This window comes from Arthrobacter sp. zg-Y820 (assembly GCF_030142155.1).
Lineage (GTDB): Bacteria > Actinomycetota > Actinomycetes > Actinomycetales > Micrococcaceae > Arthrobacter_B.
Genome location: NZ_CP126247.1, coordinates 916,328 through 933,814 on the forward strand (window position 1 = coordinate 916,328; position 17,487 = coordinate 933,814).

16 protein-coding genes, 1 tRNA gene and 1 pseudogene are annotated in these 17,487 nt (G+C 66.6%); 14 read left to right on the plus strand and 4 right to left on the minus strand.

Translation table 11 applies throughout. The features are described from left to right. The first annotated feature begins 122 nt into the window (after positions 1 to 122). The 7 genes and pseudogenes from eno (at position 123) to QNO08_RS04185 (ending at position 7,244) form a co-directional block, all read left to right on the plus strand. Positions 123 to 1,406 carry a phosphopyruvate hydratase gene (gene eno, locus QNO08_RS04160; RefSeq protein WP_229964644.1) on the plus strand — a complete coding sequence of 428 codons (1,284 nt, stop codon included), beginning with the start codon at positions 123 to 125 and terminating at the stop codon, positions 1,404 to 1,406. A gap of 197 nt (positions 1,407 to 1,603) precedes the next feature. Continuing rightward, positions 1,604 to 2,422 (plus strand): FtsB family cell division protein, encoded by an 819-nt coding sequence (locus QNO08_RS04165; protein ID WP_229964645.1) that lies wholly within the window; start codon positions 1,604 to 1,606, stop codon positions 2,420 to 2,422. A gap of 123 nt (positions 2,423 to 2,545) precedes the next feature. After that, a pseudogene (locus tag QNO08_RS17490) lies at positions 2,546 to 3,115 on the plus strand (DUF501 domain-containing protein); the annotation flags it as partial. Positions 3,116 to 3,280: 165 nt separating this feature from the next. Further along, complete coding sequence (locus QNO08_RS17495) at positions 3,281 to 4,225, plus strand: Ppx/GppA phosphatase family protein (protein WP_229965040.1); 945 nt, start codon at positions 3,281 to 3,283, stop codon at positions 4,223 to 4,225. Next, positions 4,222 to 5,631: a S8 family serine peptidase gene (locus QNO08_RS04175; protein WP_229964646.1), complete on the plus strand. Its 1,410-nt coding sequence runs from the start codon at positions 4,222 to 4,224 to the stop codon at positions 5,629 to 5,631. Before QNO08_RS17495 ends, QNO08_RS04175 begins: the two co-directional genes overlap by 4 nt. A 31-nt stretch (positions 5,632 to 5,662) precedes the next feature. After that, positions 5,663 to 7,048: an NAD(P)/FAD-dependent oxidoreductase gene (locus tag QNO08_RS04180; protein WP_229964647.1), complete on the plus strand. Its 1,386-nt coding sequence runs from the start codon at positions 5,663 to 5,665 to the stop codon at positions 7,046 to 7,048. A 120-nt stretch (positions 7,049 to 7,168) separates the two neighbouring features. After that, a tRNA-Leu gene (locus tag QNO08_RS04185) sits at positions 7,169 to 7,244 on the plus strand. A gap of 6 nt (positions 7,245 to 7,250) precedes the next feature. Here QNO08_RS04185 and QNO08_RS04190 read toward each other — a convergent pair. Further along, complete coding sequence (locus QNO08_RS04190) at positions 7,251 to 7,553, minus strand: DUF1059 domain-containing protein (RefSeq protein WP_229964648.1); 303 nt, start codon at positions 7,551 to 7,553, stop codon at positions 7,251 to 7,253. Positions 7,554 to 7,785: 232 nt separating this feature from the next. Here QNO08_RS04190 and QNO08_RS04195 point away from each other — a divergent pair, with 232 nt between their 5' ends. The 7 genes from QNO08_RS04195 to QNO08_RS04225 all read left to right on the plus strand — a co-directional run bounded on the left by QNO08_RS04195 (position 7,786) and on the right by QNO08_RS04225 (position 14,657). Beyond that, positions 7,786 to 8,043 (plus strand): hypothetical protein, encoded by a 258-nt coding sequence (locus tag QNO08_RS04195; RefSeq protein ID WP_229964649.1) that lies wholly within the window; start codon positions 7,786 to 7,788, stop codon positions 8,041 to 8,043. Positions 8,044 to 8,187: 144 nt separating this feature from the next. Next, a complete protein-coding gene (locus QNO08_RS04200; protein WP_229964650.1) occupies positions 8,188 to 9,201 on the plus strand; it encodes a LacI family DNA-binding transcriptional regulator in 1,014 nt (337 codons plus the stop codon). After that, on the plus strand, positions 9,198 to 10,748 hold the full coding sequence (locus QNO08_RS04205) for a sugar ABC transporter ATP-binding protein (protein WP_229964651.1): 1,551 nt from the start codon (positions 9,198 to 9,200) through the stop codon (positions 10,746 to 10,748). The genes QNO08_RS04200 and QNO08_RS04205 overlap by 4 nt, the downstream gene beginning before the upstream one ends. Further along, the gene (locus QNO08_RS04210; protein WP_229964652.1) at positions 10,745 to 11,743 is read left to right on the plus strand and encodes an ABC transporter permease; all 999 of its coding nucleotides are present in this window, start codon (positions 10,745 to 10,747) and stop codon (positions 11,741 to 11,743) included. The genes QNO08_RS04205 and QNO08_RS04210 overlap by 4 nt, the downstream gene beginning before the upstream one ends. Before the next feature lie 24 nt (positions 11,744 to 11,767). Next, entirely contained in the window at positions 11,768 to 12,709 is a 942-nt protein-coding gene (locus QNO08_RS04215) for a substrate-binding domain-containing protein (protein ID WP_229964653.1), read from the plus strand. After that, a complete protein-coding gene (gene rbsD / locus QNO08_RS04220; protein WP_229964654.1) occupies positions 12,706 to 13,089 on the plus strand; it encodes a D-ribose pyranase in 384 nt (127 codons plus the stop codon). The genes QNO08_RS04215 and rbsD overlap by 4 nt, the downstream gene beginning before the upstream one ends. Before the next feature lie 170 nt (positions 13,090 to 13,259). Continuing rightward, on the plus strand, positions 13,260 to 14,657 hold the full coding sequence (locus tag QNO08_RS04225; RefSeq protein WP_229964655.1) for an ABC transporter substrate-binding protein: 1,398 nt from the start codon (positions 13,260 to 13,262) through the stop codon (positions 14,655 to 14,657). A 79-nt stretch (positions 14,658 to 14,736) separates the two neighbouring features. Here QNO08_RS04225 and QNO08_RS04230 read toward each other — a convergent pair whose 3' ends face one another. Genes QNO08_RS04230 through QNO08_RS04240 form a run of 3 tightly spaced genes read right to left on the minus strand, consistent with a single transcriptional unit; the run spans position 14,737 to position 17,479 of the window. After that, a complete protein-coding gene (locus QNO08_RS04230) occupies positions 14,737 to 15,483 on the minus strand; it encodes an ABC transporter ATP-binding protein (protein ID WP_229964656.1) in 747 nt (248 codons plus the stop codon). Continuing rightward, positions 15,480 to 16,502 carry an ABC transporter ATP-binding protein gene (locus tag QNO08_RS04235; protein ID WP_442860457.1) on the minus strand — a complete coding sequence of 341 codons (1,023 nt, stop codon included), beginning with the start codon at positions 16,500 to 16,502 and terminating at the stop codon, positions 15,480 to 15,482. Before QNO08_RS04235 ends, QNO08_RS04230 begins: the two co-directional genes overlap by 4 nt. After that, positions 16,499 to 17,479, minus strand: a complete 981-nt coding sequence (locus QNO08_RS04240; RefSeq protein WP_229964657.1) for a branched-chain amino acid ABC transporter permease — start codon at positions 17,477 to 17,479, stop codon at positions 16,499 to 16,501. Before QNO08_RS04240 ends, QNO08_RS04235 begins: the two co-directional genes overlap by 4 nt. Positions 17,480 to 17,487 lie beyond the last annotated feature (8 nt).

Here is a 17,487-nt window from a genome sequence, read left to right on the forward strand (position 1 = left end):
TATGGCGGTGCAGGGCCTTACTACGGCGCGGGTTTCAACTAGTCTGGAACCAGACAGCGGAGCTTGGCTCATTGCCTGCCGCTGTAGTTACCCCTAGCGTTCCAACGAACAGGAGCATTCCCATGGCAATCATCGATGCCATTCACGCCCGCGAAATCCTGGATTCCCGTGGAAACCCCACCATTGAGGTGGAGGTTCTGCTTGATGATGACACGTTCGGCCGCGCCGCGGTCCCCTCCGGCGCCTCGACCGGCGCCTTCGAAGCCAACGAACGCCGCGACGGCGAAAAGACCCGCTACCAGGGCAAGGGCGTGCTGCAGGCCGTTGAAGCGGTCATCGAGCAGATCCAGCCGGCCCTGCTGGGCTTCGACGCCGCCGACCAGCGTGCCATCGACCAGGCGATGATTGACCTGGACGGAACCGAGAACAAGTCCAACCTGGGCGCCAACGCCATGCTGGGCGTCTCCCTGGCCGTGGCACGCGCCGCCGCCGAATCAGCGGCGCTGCCGCTGTACCGCTACCTCGGCGGACCCAACGCGCACGTCCTGCCGGTCCCGCTGATGAACATCCTCAACGGCGGTTCGCACGCCGACTCCGACGTCGACATCCAGGAGTTCATGATTGTTCCCCTGGGCGCACAGACCTACTCCGAGGGCCTGCGCTGGGGAGTTGAGGTCTACCACAACCTCAAGGCCGTCCTGAAGGAAAAGGGCCTGTCCACCGGACTCGGCGACGAGGGCGGTTTCGCCCCGAACCTGCCGTCCAACCGTGCCGCCCTGGACCTGATCCTCGAGGCCATCACGCGTGCCGGCTACACCCCCGGCGCCGACATCGCCCTCGCCCTGGACGTTGCCGCCTCCGAGTTCTACAAGGACGGCTCCTACCTGTTCGAAGGCACCAACCGCTCCGCTGCGGAAATGTCCGCGTACTACGAGGAACTGGTCCGGGACTACCCGCTGGTTTCCATCGAGGACCCGCTGGATGAGGAAGACTGGGACGGCTGGAAGACGCTGACCGCGTCCATCGGCGACAAGGTGCAGATCGTGGGTGACGACCTGTTCGTCACCAACCCGGTCCGCCTCGAGACCGGCATCAAGAACAACGCCGCGAACTCCCTGCTGGTCAAGGTCAACCAGATCGGCACCCTGTCCGAAACCCTGGATGCCATCACCATGGCCCAGCGCGCCGGCTACACCACCATCACCTCGCACCGCTCCGGCGAAACCGAGGACACCACCATCGCCGACATCTGCGTGGCCACCAACGCCGGCCAGATCAAGACCGGCGCCCCGGCCCGCTCCGAGCGCGTAGCGAAGTACAACCAGCTGCTGCGCATCGAGGAAGAGCTCGACGACGCCGCACGTTACGCAGGACGCAGCGCGTTCCCGCGTTTCACGGCAGAGTAAGCCTGCTGCTGGTGGGTACCCTCGTTAATGAGGGTGCCCACCAGCTGTGTTTAAGCCACTGTGTCGTTTAAGGCACTGTGTCGTCTAACCACTGTGTCGTTTAGACCCCTGTGTTTGAATCACTGTTCGTTTTGAGCGGTGGGTTTAGCTGTTGTTCTTTTGCCGTTCCGCCAGGTTGTTTTGAATCAAGGAGTTCCATGCCCACCCGACGTCCGAAAGTCCCCAAAGCAGGTTCAGCGGGGGACGGCGCCGCGGCCGAGACCGTCTCCGGCTCCGGCGGGAGCCGGCCGGAGCGGCGACGGAGCCCTGCTGCTGATCCGGACACCATCAGTGCCACGAAGCCGGTGGACGGAGCCCGCGGCGCCGGATCGGGTGCCGCGAAACGTGCCCCTGCTCCGGGTGCCCCGGCCAAAGCCGCCGCGGAGAAAACGCCTCGGGCCAAGGCAGCGCCGGCCAAACCTGCTCCCACAAAAGCAGCGGCCGGGAAGCTCTCGGGCACGAAAGCCGACGACGCCGCAGCCAAGGCCACAACCGCGAAGGCGGCCGCTGCCGGCAGGTTCCGGCGGCGGTCCCTGGCACAGGCTCCGGCAGTGTTGTCCGGAGCGGGCGCAGACGAAGTCTCCGATGACCTGCGCCCGGTTCCGGCAAAGGCCTTTTCCGGCCGCCTCCTGGTCCTGGCCATGGTGACCTTGGTCGTAACGGTGCTGCTGGCACCGTCGGTGAGCACTTATCTGCATCAGCGCTCGGAAATTTCCGCGCTGGAGGCGGAAATCGCCAGTGAGAAGGTGACGGCCCGCAACCTGGAAACGCAGCTGGGCCGCTGGGAGGACCCCAACTACATAAAGCAGCAGGCCCGGGAACGCATCTTCCTGGTGATGCCGGGGGAGACCCGCTACCTCGTCAAGGGGGAGCACGGAGTGGAAAACGCCGCGCAGGAGGCGCAGGAGGAAACGGAAGACCTGCAGTGGGTCGACGCCCTCTGGGACTCCGTGAAGCGGTCGGCTGCGGCGCAGTAGGCCCGCTGCCGGCGCGGGGCCGCCGCGGCGGCGGCCCCGGCGTCGTTCTGCGCACAGTAATCTTAGAAACGCAGACATTAATAGCCCGGGCCTCGTCCAGGCCCCCAGGAAGGAACCTCCGGCATGACCCAGCAGCAGCTCACCCCCACCTCCGAAGACTTGGAGACACTGAGCCGTCAGCTCGGCAGGCCGGCGCGCGACGTCGTGGAAATCGGCGCGCGCTGCGTCTGCGGCAACCCCCTCGTGGCCACCACGGCACCGCGCCTCAGCAACGGCATTCCCTTTCCCACCACCTACTATTTGGCGCACCCGGTCATCACTGCCGCAGTCTCCCGGCTCGAAGCCGCCGGCGTCATGAACGAAATGACCGAGCGGCTGGAACAGGACCCCGAGCTCGCCGCCCGTTACCGGGCAGCGCACGAGGCGTACCTTCAGGTGCGGAACGACATCGGTGCCCGCACCGGCGTCGGCCCCGTTCCCGAGATCGACGGCGTCTCCGCCGGCGGGATGCCCACCCGGGTGAAGTGCCTCCACGTCCTCGTGGGCCACTCTCTGGCCGCAGGTCCCGGAGTCAACCCGCTGGGTGATGAAGCCCTGGACCGCATTTCCCCCTGGTGGACCCGCGATCGCTGTTACTGTGAGGGCGCGTGGGACACCGCAAGTGCGGTGCCGAGCCGTGATCTGAGCCGGCACACCAAAACCCAGGGTCTCTCCGCGGAGGAGCTGGACGCCAAGCGCGCCGCCCGCCGCGAGTCCGCCAAAGCCGAGGCCAACACCGCTGACGCGGCCGACACCGACCAGCAGGGGGACGAAGTGCCGGACCAGAGTGAAGTGCAGAACCAGAGTGCTGCTTCAACGGTGCGGGTTGCCGCCGTCGACTGCGGCACCAACTCCATCCGCCTGCTGATTGCCGACGTGGCGCAGGACGGCCCGCCCCGGCTGACCGACGTCGTCCGCCTGATGCGGGTCAACCGGCTCGGACAGGGTGTGGACGCCACCGGCCGCCTGGCCCCCGAGGCCTTGGAACGGACCTTCGAGGCCGCCGACGAGTACGCCGCCCTGATCCGGGAGCACGGAGCCGAGCGGATCCGCTTCGTCGCCACCTCGGCCAGCCGCGACGCCGAAAACCGCGCCGAGTTCGTTGACGGCATCCGGGAGCGGCTGGGCGTTGAGCCCGAAGTCATCAGCGGCGACGAAGAGGCAGCGCTGTCCTTCGCCGGAGCCACCAGCGTCCTGGGCGGAAGCAACGGCTCCAAGACCCTGGTGGTGGACCTCGGCGGCGGCAGCACCGAGTTTGTGCTGGGCACCTCCGAGGGCGTACTGGCGGCCAAGAGCACCGACATGGGCTGCGTCCGGTACACCGAACGGCACCTCACCTCCAATCCGCCAACCGAGGCGCAGATCGCCCTTGCCCGCGGTGACGTCCTGGACATGATCGCGCAGGTTCTGACCACTGTGCCGCTGGCCGAAGCCGACCGCCTGGTGGGCGTGGCCGGGACGATCACCACGGTGACGGCCCACGCCCTGCACCTGCCCGAGTACTCACCCAGTGCCATCCACGGCACCGAGCTCGACACCGCCCGGATAGACCACGCCGCTTCGGAGCTGCTGCACATGGACCGGGATGCCCGTGCGGCACTGCCGTACATGCATCCGGGCCGCGTGGACGTGATCGGCGCCGGTGCGCTGATTTGGCAGACGATCGTGGACCGGGTCGCGGAACTCACCGACGGGGCGGTCTCCTCCGCAGTGACCAGCGAGCACGACATCCTGGACGGCATAGCTCTGAGCGTAGCGCGGTGACGGATCCGTCGGCGGTTCCCGGGCTGCCACGGAGAAGGATCCACGCGGTCCTGCTGGCGGCGCTGCTCGCGCTGACCCTGCTTCCGGCTGCCCCGGCCTCCGCCGACGAATGGCGCGACAAGCAGTACTGGCTCGCTGACTCCGGGTTCGACGAGGCTTGGAAGGTGAGCCAGGGCGCAGGCGTCAAGGTCGCGGTGATCGATACCGGAATCGATCCCACCCATCCGGATCTGGCGGGAGCCGTCACCGGCGGCACCGACGTCTCCGGTGCCGGGGACCCGGCCGGCAGCCGGGGACTGGGCAACAACCCGTCCCACGGCACCCTGGTGGCGACACTGCTGGCAGGGCGCGGCCACGCCCCTGACGTTGCGCCGGACCCGAGCCCGACGAGCAGGACTAAAGAGACGGCCAAGCCCCCGGCGCCCGCCAAATCCGAGGGCATCATCGGCGTGGCACCCAAAGCCGAGCTGCTGGCGGTCTCCGCCTGGATCGGACCCGACAACCCGGCCGGCATCCCCATCGAGGACCAGATACCGGACGCCATCCGGTGGGCCGTGGACAACGGAGCCCAGGTAATCAACATGTCGCTGGGCAGCTCCTCCACATCCTGGCCGGAGAGCTGGGACTCAGCCTTCCTGTACGCCGAGCAGCAGGACGTTGTGGTCGTGGTCGCCGCCGGCAACCGCAGCGTCGGCATGGTGCAAGTGGGAGCCCCGGCCACCATCCCCGGTGTGCTGACCGTGGCCGGTGTCGACCGGAACGGTGAAGCGAGCCGGTATTCCTCCTCCGAAGGAATCAGCATCGGCGTTGCCGCCCCGGCGGAAAACCTGGTGGGGGGCCTGCCCGGCGAGGCGATCCGGTACGCGGACTGGAGCGGAACTTCCGGCGCTGCGCCCCTGGTAGCGGGAACCGCGGCCCTGATCCGATCCGCCTATCCCGACCTCAGCGCCGCAGACGTCATTAACCGGATCATCAGCACCACCCGCGAGGCCGGCGCGCCGGGACAGGACACCCTGTACGGCTACGGCATCCTGGATGCCGGCGCGGCCCTGACCGCCGATGTTCCCTCCGTCGCGGCGAACCCGCTGGGCAACATTGCGGACTGGATCCGGATCCACCGCCGCGATGCCTCCACAGCGCCGGCCTCCGATGCTCCGGTTGCCGTCGAGCCGCAGGAACCGGACCTGCCGGAGCCCACGGTTCCGGTGGCGCTGCCGCCGGACAGGGGGTTCGATCCGCTGCCCGCAGCGCTGGTCCTGGGCTTCGGCGGACTGCTGCTGGGAGTCACCGCCGCAGGCACTGCAGCGGTGGTTCGCGCGCGTCGCCGGACGGGGGACGACACGGGGCAAGATGCTGTTGCCGAGGACACCGAAACCGGTCAGCTGAAACACTCCAATCTCTCGTGAAGGTTTTCACAAACTCGGGTAGGATGAGGGCATGGCATCTACGACACAGTTTTCAGACCGTCCCCGCGTCCTGGTAGTTGGCGGTGGCTACGTAGGTCTCTATGTAGCGAAAAACCTCCAGAAGAAGGTCAAGGATGAGGGCGGGATCGTCACGGTTGTCGATCCGCTGCCCTACATGACGTACCAGCCCTTCCTTCCCGAAGTGGCCGCCGGCACGATCGAGGCCCGCGACGCCGTCGTGTCCCACCGCATGCACCTGAAGAACACCGAGCTGATCACCGGCAAGGTCACTTCCATCAACCACGCTGCCCGCACCGCCACCATTGAGCCGGGCGACGGCGGCGAGCCGTTCGAGCTGCCCTACCAGGATGTTGTCCTGGCCGCCGGCTCGATCACCCGCACCTTCCCGATCCCGGGCCTCGCCGAGGCCGGCATCGGCATGAAGAGCATCGAAGAAGCAATGGCGACCCGCAACCACGTGCTTGAGCGCATCGAATCCGCATCGCTCATGCCCGCTGGCCCGGAGCGCGACCGCGCCCTGACCTTCGTCGTCGTCGGCGGCGGCTTTGCCGGCATCGAAACCCTGACCGAGCTCGAAGACATGGCCCGCGATGCCGTCCGGATCAACGACCGCCTGCGCCGCGAAGACCTCCGCTTCGTCCTGATCGAGGCCATGGGCCGCGTCATGCCCGAGGTCAAGCCGGACCAGGCCGAGTGGGTTGTTGCCAGCATGCGTGAGCGCGGCATCGAAGTCCTGCTGAACACCTCGCTGGCGTCCGCCGAGAACGGCGTGCTCAAGCTGATCAACATGGCTGACAAGTCCCCGGCCGGCGAGTTCGGTGCGGATACCCTGATTTGGACCGCCGGCGTGCAGGCCAACCCGATGGTCCGCGCCACTGACTTCCCGATCGACGAGCGCGGCCGCGTCCGCGCCAACGCCGAACTGCGCATCACCGGCGAGAACGGCCCCCTCGACGGCGCCTGGGCCGCCGGCGACGTCTCCGCCGTTCCCGACCTGTCCGGCGGCGGGGTCGGCGGGTTCTGCGTTCCGAACGCCCAGCACGCCGTCCGCCAGGCGAAGCTGCTGGCCAAGAACCTCCTGGCCGCCCGCTACGGCATCGGCAGCGTTGAGGAATACAACCACAAGAGCCTCGGCGCCGTTGCCGGCCTGGGCCAGTACAAGGGCGTTGCCAACATCATGGGCTTCGGCCTCAAGGGCTTCCCGGCCTGGCTGGCACACCGCGGCTACCACGGCCTGGCCATGCCGATGTTCGAGCGCAAGTTCCGCGTCGTCTCCGGCTGGCTCCTGAACGTGAGCTACGGCCGCGACCTGACCTCCCTGCGCAACCTGAACAACCCGCGCGAGGGGTTCCGGACGGCCGCCACGCCGGCCAAGAAGACCGAAGCTGCCAAGTAGCGCTTCCGGCTTCAGCAGAACACGTACGACGGCGGTTCCTCCCCTTGGGGAGGGGCTGCCGTCGTTGTTTCTGCGGCGGGGCGGGGATCCAGTAGGCTTGAGCAGAAGCTTTTCGCTTCCGCCCCAGTAGCCCAATGGCAGAGGCAGTGGACTTAAAATCCATGTGTTGTCGGTTCGAGTCCGACCTGGGGTACCACTGTTGTCAGCGGGCCGGCTGCTGCGCCGGGTCCGCTCGTCGCTCGTCCGTTCGTTGCGCCGGGTCCACCACTCCGGGTTCATCGGGATGCGCCACCCGCAGGTGCGAGGTGACGAGCCGGACGGCTTCCTCCTCCGTGCCGACGTCGTACTCCCAGCTGCAGGAACAGCAGCGCGCGTGCGGTGTCCCGTCGGCAGCCGCTGAAACTCCCCAGGCTTCCCCGGGAAGCAGATAGAAGCCTCCGTAGGTGCCGGAGAACTCCCTCAGCGGGCTGTCCTCCATCTGACGGTGATGGCTCTGCTCGATCATGGGAGCTATTCGGTGAGCGGGACCAGGGCGGATGGGCCGAAGCGGGCACTTATTTGCCCAAAGGGTTATTGCCGCGGAGCGTGTTCGAGGTACTGCGGGGTTCCGGCGCGCAGAGGCCCGTCAGTAGCATGAATCAATAGCATAAAACGGAACGCGGAACCCTTATCCGGGCGGTGCCGCAGGGATAAGCAGGACAAACGGGAACGCCGCCCCCACTGCGCCGGGAGCGGTCATGAGCGATGCCCTGAGAATCGAAAATCCGTCCGAAGACACCTATCTGCTGCGCAACGTCAGCGGACACGTGCTTGGCCACGTGGTTGTTGACGGATCCAGGGTGGGCGTGAACACCAAGAACCTGCCCGCCGGAATGGACCTGGCCGATGGCGAGGCCGTGGAGTTCCACATGTACCACCGCGGGGGAGTGCCCCTGCCAAAGGACCTGTACATCAAGTGGGACGGCGCCGCGGAGTGGGACGTTATTCCCGTCTAGCCTCCGTCGAAACCCTCCCCGGACGCCCCCTCGCGCCGGCCTGTAACCCAAGGCACGAAGCGTCGTGTTTGACGGCACACATGATCTGCACCATACTTGGAATCGATTCCATGGAATCGATTCCACAACGGTGTAGGGAGCAGAGTGCGGTCAACGACGATCAAGGACGTGGCGAGGCTGGCCGGCGTCTCGGCAGCCACGGCTTCCCGGGTGCTGTCCGGGCATTCCGCCACCTCCGAAGACGCCCGCCAGGCGGTCCGCGATGCCGCCGCTGAGCTCGGCTTCCGCCCCAACGCCCAGGCCCGCTCGCTGCGCAAGACCAGCACCCAGACCATCGGCCTGCTGCTGCCCGACATCCGCAACCCCTTCTTTGCCGACCTGGCCCACGCCGTCGAGCAGCGCGCCCGCGAATTTCAGTACCTCACCCTCTTCGGCAACGCCAACGAAAGCCAGGAGCAGCAGGAGCGCTACCTCGACGTCATGCTCTCCCAGCGCGTGGACGGCCTGATCGCCGCACCCCAGGGCGAAGCCCGGAGCCTGGTGGGCCTCCTGGCCGGCGAGCTGCCCACGGTGTTCGTGGACCGCGTGGTTGACGGCGCCAAGGTTCCCAGCGTCACTGCCGACAACGGAAGCGGAATCGCCGACGCCGTCCGCCACCTCACCGAGCTGGGGCACCGCCGGATCGGCTACATTGCCGGTCCCCAGTCGACGTCCACGGGACGCGAGCGGCTGCAGGCCTACCGCGGCGCCGTCGCCGAAACCGGGGCGGACGACGACGGCGACCTGGTGTTCCTCGGCGACTTCCAGTCCGCCAGCGGTGCGGCCGGGGCACGCCGGCTGCTGGACCTTCCCGTCCCGCCCACGGCGCTGCTCGCCGCGGACAGCCTGATGAGCATCGGCGCTGTCGGCGTCTGCAACGAGCGCGGACTGGCCATCGGAGCCGACCTGGCCTTCGTGGCCTACGACGACATCGAAGCCTTCACGCTGCTCAACCCGGCGCTGACCGTCATAACCCACGACGTCCATGCCATGGGGCGGCTTGCCGTTGACCTGCTGCTCGCTGAAATCGCCGGGGAATCCCCGGCCTCCGTGGTGCTGCCGAGCAGGCTCATCATCCGCGGCTCGACCCCGCCCCTTCCAGGAGGAACCCCAGCATGAAAGAGAATCCCATCCTGAATGAGAATCCCATCCTGACCCTTGAGGGCGTCAGCAAGTCCTTTGGCCCGGTGACGGTGATCGACGGCGTCACCGTCAACGTGCGCCCGGGCAAGGTCCAGGTGCTCCTGGGCGAAAACGGTGCCGGCAAATCCACCCTGATCAAGATGATGTCCGGGGTCTACCAGCCCGACGGCGGCCGGATCCTCGTGGACGGCAAGCCGGTTTCCCTGCCGGACACCAAGGCTGCCGAAGCCCACGGCATCGCCACCATCCACCAGGAACTGAACCTGGTGGGGTCCATGAGCGTGGCCGAGAACATCTGCCTGGGCCGGATGCCGCGCAAATACGGGCTGGTGGACCGCCGCGCCATGAAGGCTCAGGCCCGGGCGGCGCTGGACCTGATCGGCCTCGACGTGGACCTGGACCAGCCGGTGGGGGAGCTGGGCATCGCCCGGCAGCAGTTGGTGGAAATCGCCAAGGCCCTGAGCCTGAACGCCCGGATGCTGATTCTTGACGAGCCGACGGCGGCGCTGACCAACCGCGAAATCGCCTCCCTGTTCTCCGTCGTCGAGGACCTGCGCCGGAAGGGTGTGGGCATGGTGTTCATTTCCCACCACCTGGACGAAATCGCCGCGATCGGGGACTCGGTGTCCGTGCTCCGGGACGGCAAGTTCATCGCCGAGGTCCCCGCCGATACGCACGAAGATGAGCTGGTCCGCCTGATGGTGGGACGGGACATCGACCAGCAGTTCCCCCGCCGGCGTGAATTCACCGGTCCGGCGCAGACGCTGCTGCAGGTGCAGGGGCTGTCAATGAAGGGCTTGATCCACGACGTGTCGTTCTCGGTTGCGGCCGGGGAAGTCGTCTCCCTGGCCGGGCTGATGGGCGCGGGCCGGACCGAGGTGGTGCGTGCCATCGCCGGCGCGGACTCCTATACCTCCGGAACGGTCACCGTTCGCGGAAAACAGCTGCCCAAGGCCGACATCGGAGCGGCCATCCGCGCCGGCCTCGGCCACGTGCCCGAGGACCGCAAGGTGCAGGGCCTGGTGCTCGGGGCGGCAGTCAACGACAACATCGGCTACGCCACCCTCGCCGCCACGGCAAAGGCCGGCGTGGTGGACTTCGCCGGCCAGCGCAAACGTGCCCAGGAGGTGGCGGACCGGCTGCGGATCCGCATGCACAGCCTGGACCAGGCGGTGGGATCACTCTCCGGCGGCAACCAGCAGAAGGCGGTTTTTGCCCGCTGGATCGTGGCCGGATCAACCGTGCTGCTGCTGGACGAACCGACCCGGGGCGTCGATGTGGGCGCCAAGGTGGAGATCTACGAACTGATCAACGCAATCACCGCAGCCGGCGGCGCCGTCGTCATGGTGTCCAGCGAACTACCGGAGGTGCTGGGCATGAGTGACCGCATCCTGGTGATGAGCGGCGGTCACATAGCCGGTGAACTCGACGCCGGCGAAGCCACACAGGACGCCGTGATGTCGCTGGCGGTGCGCGACATACAGCGTGATTTGGAAGACCAACTGATGAAGGACGGATCATGAACAACGCAGCGGTGCAGACACCGGAAAAGGCCACGCGGAAGCAGGCACCGGACACCGGGGCGCGGGTTAAGAAGTTCCTGGCGGACAACGGGGCGCTGGTGGGCCTCGTGGTCCTGGGCCTGGCGCTCTTTATTGCCACGCCCGACTTCCTGACCGGCCCGAACCTGCTGAACATCGGCATTCAGGCTTCGGTGATTGCCGTCCTGGCCTTCGGCATGACCTTCGTGATCGTGGCCGCCGGCATCGACCTCTCGGTGGGTTCGGTGGCGGCCCTGTCCGCCATGGGTTCGGCGTGGATGTTCACGCAGGGCAACCTCCCCGGCTGGCTGGCGCTGGCCGGCGGACTGCTGATCGGAACCCTGAGCGGCGCCGTCAGCGGCTTCGCCGTTGCCTACGGCCGGCTGCCGTCCTTCATTGCCACCCTGGCCATGCTCAGCGTCGCCCGCGGCCTCACCCTGGTCCTCTCCGACGGCCGGCCCATCGCCACCGCCCCCGAGGTGTCCTTCCTGGGCGGAAATGTGGGTCCCATTCCGATGCCCATCGTGGTCCTGGTGATCGCCGGCATCGCCGCTGCCCTGATCCTGAACTACACGGTGATCGGCCGCTACATGTACGCGGTGGGCGGCAACACCGAAGCGGCCCGCCTTTCCGGCATCCCGGTCCGCCGGGTGCTGGTCACCGTCTTCGCGCTGTCCGGGCTCTTCGCCGCGCTGGCCGGACTCCTGCTCTCCGGACGTCTTGATTCGGCCCAGCCCCAGGCCGCGTCCGGCTATGAGCTGGACGCGATTGCCGCCGTCGTCATTGGCGGGGCCTCGCTGGCCGGCGGCGTCGGGCGCATCAGCGGCACCCTCATCGGCGCCCTCGTCCTTGTGGTGATCCGCAACGGCCTGAACCTGCTGAACGTCTCCTCCTTCTGGCAGCAGGTCGTCATCGGCCTGGTGATCGCCCTCGCCGTCGGCGCGGACGCCCTGCGCCGGAAAAATTCCACCCACTAACCACCCCCACAAAAGGAAAAAACAATGAAGTTCTCCTCCGCCCGTAAGACCGCGGCAGTGACCGTATCCCTGGGACTGCTGCTGGCCACCACCGCCTGCAACCGCGGCGACGACGCCGCAGCGGCAGGGGGCACCGTCACCCTGGCCGTGTCCACCCTGAACAATCCCTTCTTCGTTGAACTGCGCGACGGCGCGCAGTCAGCGGCCGAAGCCGCCGGCCTGGACCTCGAGGTCCTGGACGCCCAGAACGATTCCGCCACCCAGACCAACCAGCTGGCCACCGCAGCCACGTCCGGAACCGAAGGCGTCATCATCAACCCCGTCGATTCCGATGCAGCCGCCGCCTCCGTCAGCCCGCTGCTGAGCGCCGAAACCCCGATTGTGGCCGTGGACCGCACGGTGAACGGCGCGGAGATCCAGTCCCTGGTTTCCAGCGACAACAAGGCCGGCGGACGCCAGGCGGCCGACGAGCTGGCCAAGGCCATGGGCGGCGAGGGCGAAATCATCATCCTCCAGGGAGTGGCCGGAACCTCGGCCAGCCGCGACCGCGGCGCCGGCTTCGCCGAGGGGCTCAAGGCCTACCCCGGCATCAAGGTGGCGGCACAGCAGACGGCGAACTTCGACCGCGCCGAAGCGCTGAACGTGGCCACCAACCTGCTGCAGGCCCATTCCGGCGTCACGGGCATCTTCGCCGAAAACGATGAAATGGCACTGGGCGCCATCCAGGCGCTGGGCAACCGTGCCGGTTCCGACGTCAGCGTGGTCGGCTTTGACGGCACCGAGGGCGGTTTCAAGGCAGTCCAGGACGGCACCATGACCGCCACCATTGCCCAGCAGCCCGCCGAACTGGGCAAGCGGTCCGTGGAGGTCCTGGCCCAGCTGCTGGACGGCGAAACCGTGGAATCCAGCATTCCGGTGCCGGTCACCACAGTGACCACCGAAAACGTGGCTGACTTCGTCTCGTGAAAAAAACCGGCATCCTCAACGCACCCCTGAACGCCGCAATCGGCAGGCTCGGACACGGGCACCTGGTAGTGGTCGCTGACTGCGGCCTGCCGATTCCCGACGGTGTCCCTGCCGTCGACCTGGCCCTGGTCCAGGGCATCCCTTCCTTTTCCGATGTGCTGGGCGCACTGCTGGACGAAATCGAGGTCGAAGGGGCGATCATGGCTGAGGAGGCCGGCGGCACCGCCGTTGACAGCCTGCTGGCTCAGGCCGGGCTTCAGCCCGAAACGGTGACCCATGAGGAGTTCAAGGCGCTGCTCCCGTCCGTGCGGCTGATCGTGCGGACGGGAGAGGCCACGCCCTATGCCAACGTCATGTTGCGCAGCGGAGTGACCTTCTAACCCGCGTCCGTGTCCCGGGCAAGTGGTAAAGCGGCACTATGTGACGAGAGTTACAAGGACGTAACCCTAAACTCTTATGTTTGACTCATTATTCAACTAGCTTTCTTCTCATCAGGAATACCTGAAAACGGCATCAAAGGCCTCCGCCTTTCGATCGGGGAGAAAAATCTATGACTGCACTACGCACCACGAGTCGCCTTGGCCTGGGAGACGGATATAGCCGGGCGGCGAAAATCGCGGCGCTCGGGCTCGGCCTGGCAATGTTCGCAACAGCCTGCGGCGGAGAGAACGCACCCTCTGCCGAGTCCACCGGATCGGAATCCGCAACCGCATCTGCTGCCGCTTCCTCAGCGGTCAGCTGCCCGCCCAATGAAGGCGGCAAGGGCGAAGACCCGGGGACCAAGGGTGACCCCGCGGCAGTGCCCGCTTCCACCGGCACGACGGCGTCGCCGTTGAAGATCGGTTCGCTGCTTCCCACCACGGGTGCCCTGGCGTTCCTCGGCCCGCCCGAGATCGCCGGCGTGAACCTGGCTGTCGAAGAAGTAAACGCGGCCGGCGGTGTCCTGGGCCAGCCGATGGAGGTTGTGCACCGGGATTCCGGCGACACTACCACTGACATTGCCACCCAGTCCGTCACCGATCTGCTGAGCCAGGGTGTCAGCGGCATTGTCGGAGCGGCGTCCTCGGGTGTTTCCAAGACCGTCATCGGACAGATCACCGGAGCCGGCGTCATCCAGTTCTCGCCGGCCAACACCTCCCCGGACTTCACCGACTGGGACGACGACGGCCTGTTCTGGCGGACCGCTCCCTCGGACGTGCTGCAGGGGCGGACCCTCGGCAACTACGTCATGACCTGCGGGGCGCAGACCGTCGGCATGATCGTCCTGAACGATGCCTACGGCACCGGCCTGGCGAGCAACATTCGAGGCTCGGTTGAGGCCGCCGGCGGCCAGATCGTTGCGGAAGAAATGTTCAATGAGGGTGAATCCCAGTTCAGCAGCCAGGTGGACGAGGTTGTGGCTGCCAAGCCCGACGCCATTGTTGTCATCAGCTTCGAACAGGCCAAGAGCATTGTTCCGCTGCTGACCGCCAAGGGCATCGATCCCACCCAGCTGTTCCTCGTGGACGGCAACACCTCCGACTACAGCAAGGACCTCGAAGCGGGCACGCTCGAAGGAGCCCAGGGAACCATCCCGGGCCCGTTTGCCTCGGACAACTTCAAGGAATCACTGCTGAAGCTGGACCCGGCCCTGAAGGACTGGGCCTACGCCGGTGAAAGCTACGACGCCGTGACCATGCTGGCCCTGGCCTCAGAGGCGGCAGGCAGCACCGACGGCAAGGCCATGGCCGCCGAACTGCAGGGTGTTTCGGCAGAGGGCGAGAAGTGCTTTGACTACGCAGGCTGCGTGACCATCCTGCGCGGCGGAGGGGACATCGACTACGACGGTTACTCCGGCCCGGTGACCTTCGACGAGAACGGTGACCCGACGGAGGCTTTCATCGGCATCTACCAGTACGACGCCGACAACAAGCCGGTTCCGAGCCGCTCCGAAGAGGGCAAGCTCTAACCCGCGGCAAAACACCGCACCAACGGAACAGCCCCCGCCGACGGCGGGGGCTGTTCCGTTGGTGCCGGGCGGTGAACGCCTACGCGGTGTCCGCCAGGGTCCCCAGATAGAGCTGGATGACCTTCGGGTCCTTCATCAGGTCACGGCCGGTGCCCGTGTAGGCGTCGCGGCCCTGGTCCAAGACGTAGGCGCGGTCACAGATCTGCAGGCAGCGGCGCGCATTCTGCTCCACCATGATCACGGAAACCCCCGCCCGGTTGATCTCATGGACCCGCAGGAACGCTTCATCCTGCTTCACGGGGGAGAGCCCGGCAGAGGGTTCGTCCAGCAGCAGCACCGCCGGCTCCATCATGAGTGCCCGGCCCATGGCCACCATCTGGCGCTCCCCGCCGGACAGCGACCCCGCACGCTGGGCGCGCCGCGTGCGCAGCTCGGGAAACAGGTCCGCCACAAAGTCGAAACGCTCCTTGAACCGCTTCGGCGCCTGGAACAGGCCCATCTGCAGGTTCTCCTCGATGGTCAGGGACGGGAACACGTTGTTGTTCTGCGGGACGAAGCCCACGCCGCGGCTGACCAGCTTGTTGGCCTTCAGCCCGGTGATGTCCTGTCCGCGGACCACAACGGTCCCGGAGTGCACCTTCACCAGGCCGAACATTGCCTTGAGCAGGGTCGATTTTCCGGCGCCGTTGGGTCCGATAATGCCGATCAGCTCGCCGCGGCGGGCTTCGATGCTGCAGCCGTTGAGGATGTTTACGCCCGGAAGGTATCCGGCCACCAAATCGGTCACTTTGACGACGGAATCGCCCTCGAATGCCTCGGCAGTCATGCCTGTTCCTTCCGTTCATCGATGTGCCTGCCGACCGCGCCGTCAGGTTCGGTGCCCACGGAGGACTCCGGATCGTGCTCCAGCTGGGCCTCGAGCTTTTCAAAACCTTCCGAATCGCCGAGGTCGACGTCGTGATGGGCACCCAGATAGGCGTCGATGACGGCCTGGTCCTTCATGACCTCACTCGGCGGGCCCTCGGCCACCACCTTGCCTTCGGCCATGACAATCACCCAGTCGGCAATGTGCCGGACCATGTGCATGTCGTGTTCCACGAACAGGACGGTCATGCCTTCGGCCTTGAGGTTCTTGATGTGGTCCAGCAGGGACTGCGTCAGTGCCGGGTTGACCCCGGCCATCGGTTCATCCAGCATCACCAGTTTGGGCCGGACCATCAGGGCCCGGGCCATTTCCAGCAGCTTGCGCTGGCCGCCGGAGAGCGACGCCGCATAGTCGCTGCGCTTGGTGTCCAGCTTGAACTTGGCCAGCAGCACGTCGGCCTGCTCGGTGATTTCGCGTTCCCGGCCCCGCCAGAGCGGCGGCAGGAACGCCCGCCAGAGGGACTCGCCCGGTTGGGAGGAAGCGCCGAGCCGCATGTTTTCGATGACGGTGAGCTTGCCCATGACCTTGGTCAGCTGGAACGTGCGGACCATGCCCATCCGGGCCACCTTGTACGCGGATACTCCGGCCAGATCGCGGCCTTCGAACTGCCAGTCACCGGACTGCGGAGTGTCGAAGCCGGTCAGGAGATTGAACAGGGTGGTCTTGCCGGCGCCGTTGGGACCGATCAGGGCCGTGATCTTGTTCCGCGGGATCTCCACGTGCTTGACGTCAACGGCATTGATGCCGCCGTAGGTCCGGGTGACGTTCCTGGCCACCAGGATCGGATCGCGCTTGCGGCAGCCCGGTCCGGCGTCGTCGGCGGCTATGGGCCGGGTGTCGTTCATGTAATCGTCGGGGGCCGCGGCATGCGCGCCCGTCGCGCGGGCGCCCTGCCCGGGTTCGTCTGACTGGGAACTCATGCGAACGCCAGCTCCTTCTTGTTGCCCAGGATGCCCTGGGGCCTGAAGATCATCAGCAGCATCAGTGCCACACCAACAAGGATGTAGCGCACCTGTCCTGCCTGGGAAGTGGTTATGAAAGTGATGTACCCGGCTTCGATGGCGCCGTACAGCAGGCCCTGCGTCACGGAGAGGATGACCCAGAAGATCATGGCGCCGATGACCGGGCCCAGCACGGTGGACATGCCGCCCAGGAGCAGTGCGGTGTAGAGGTAGAAGGTCAGCTCGGTCCCGTAGTTGGCCGGCTGCACCGCATCCCGGGGGAGGGTGAAGATAATGCCGGCCAGGGAGCCGAGCAGGCCACCGATGATCAGGGCCTGCATTTTGTACGCGTACACGTTCTTGCCCAGGGCCCGGACGGCGTTTTCATCCTCGCGGATGCCCTTGACCACGCGCCCCCAGGGGCTGCGGATCAGCATCCACACCAGGAGGCAGGCCACGATGACGAGGGTCCAGGCGACAATCCGAACCCAGACGTCCCGCTCGTTCATGGCGAAGGGGCCCAGGTTGTAGCTGCCCGGAGGAACCGGGTTCAGGCCGTAGAAGTCTCCGGTGAAGGCCGCCAGGCCGTTCGCCGATCCGGTGATCGACGTCATGCCGTTGGTGGTCACGATGTAGCGGATGATCTCCGCTGCGGCAATGGTCACGATGGCCAGGTAGTCGGCCCGGAGCCGCAGTGTCGGGATGCCCAGGATCACCGCGAAAATCGCGGACCCCGCCAGGGCAATCAGCAGTGCCACCGGCAGCGGTGCGTTGAAGGACAGAATCGGGATGGCGAAGCCGTAGGCGCCCATCGCCATGAACCCGGCCTGTCCGAAGTTCAGCAGCCCGGTGTAGCCGAAATGCACGGCCAGCCCGAGGGCGGCAAGTGCGTAGGCCGCCGTGGTGGGGCTGATGATCTCGTTGAGTGCACCGAGAAGAATATTAACGAAGTCCATCTGAGCTA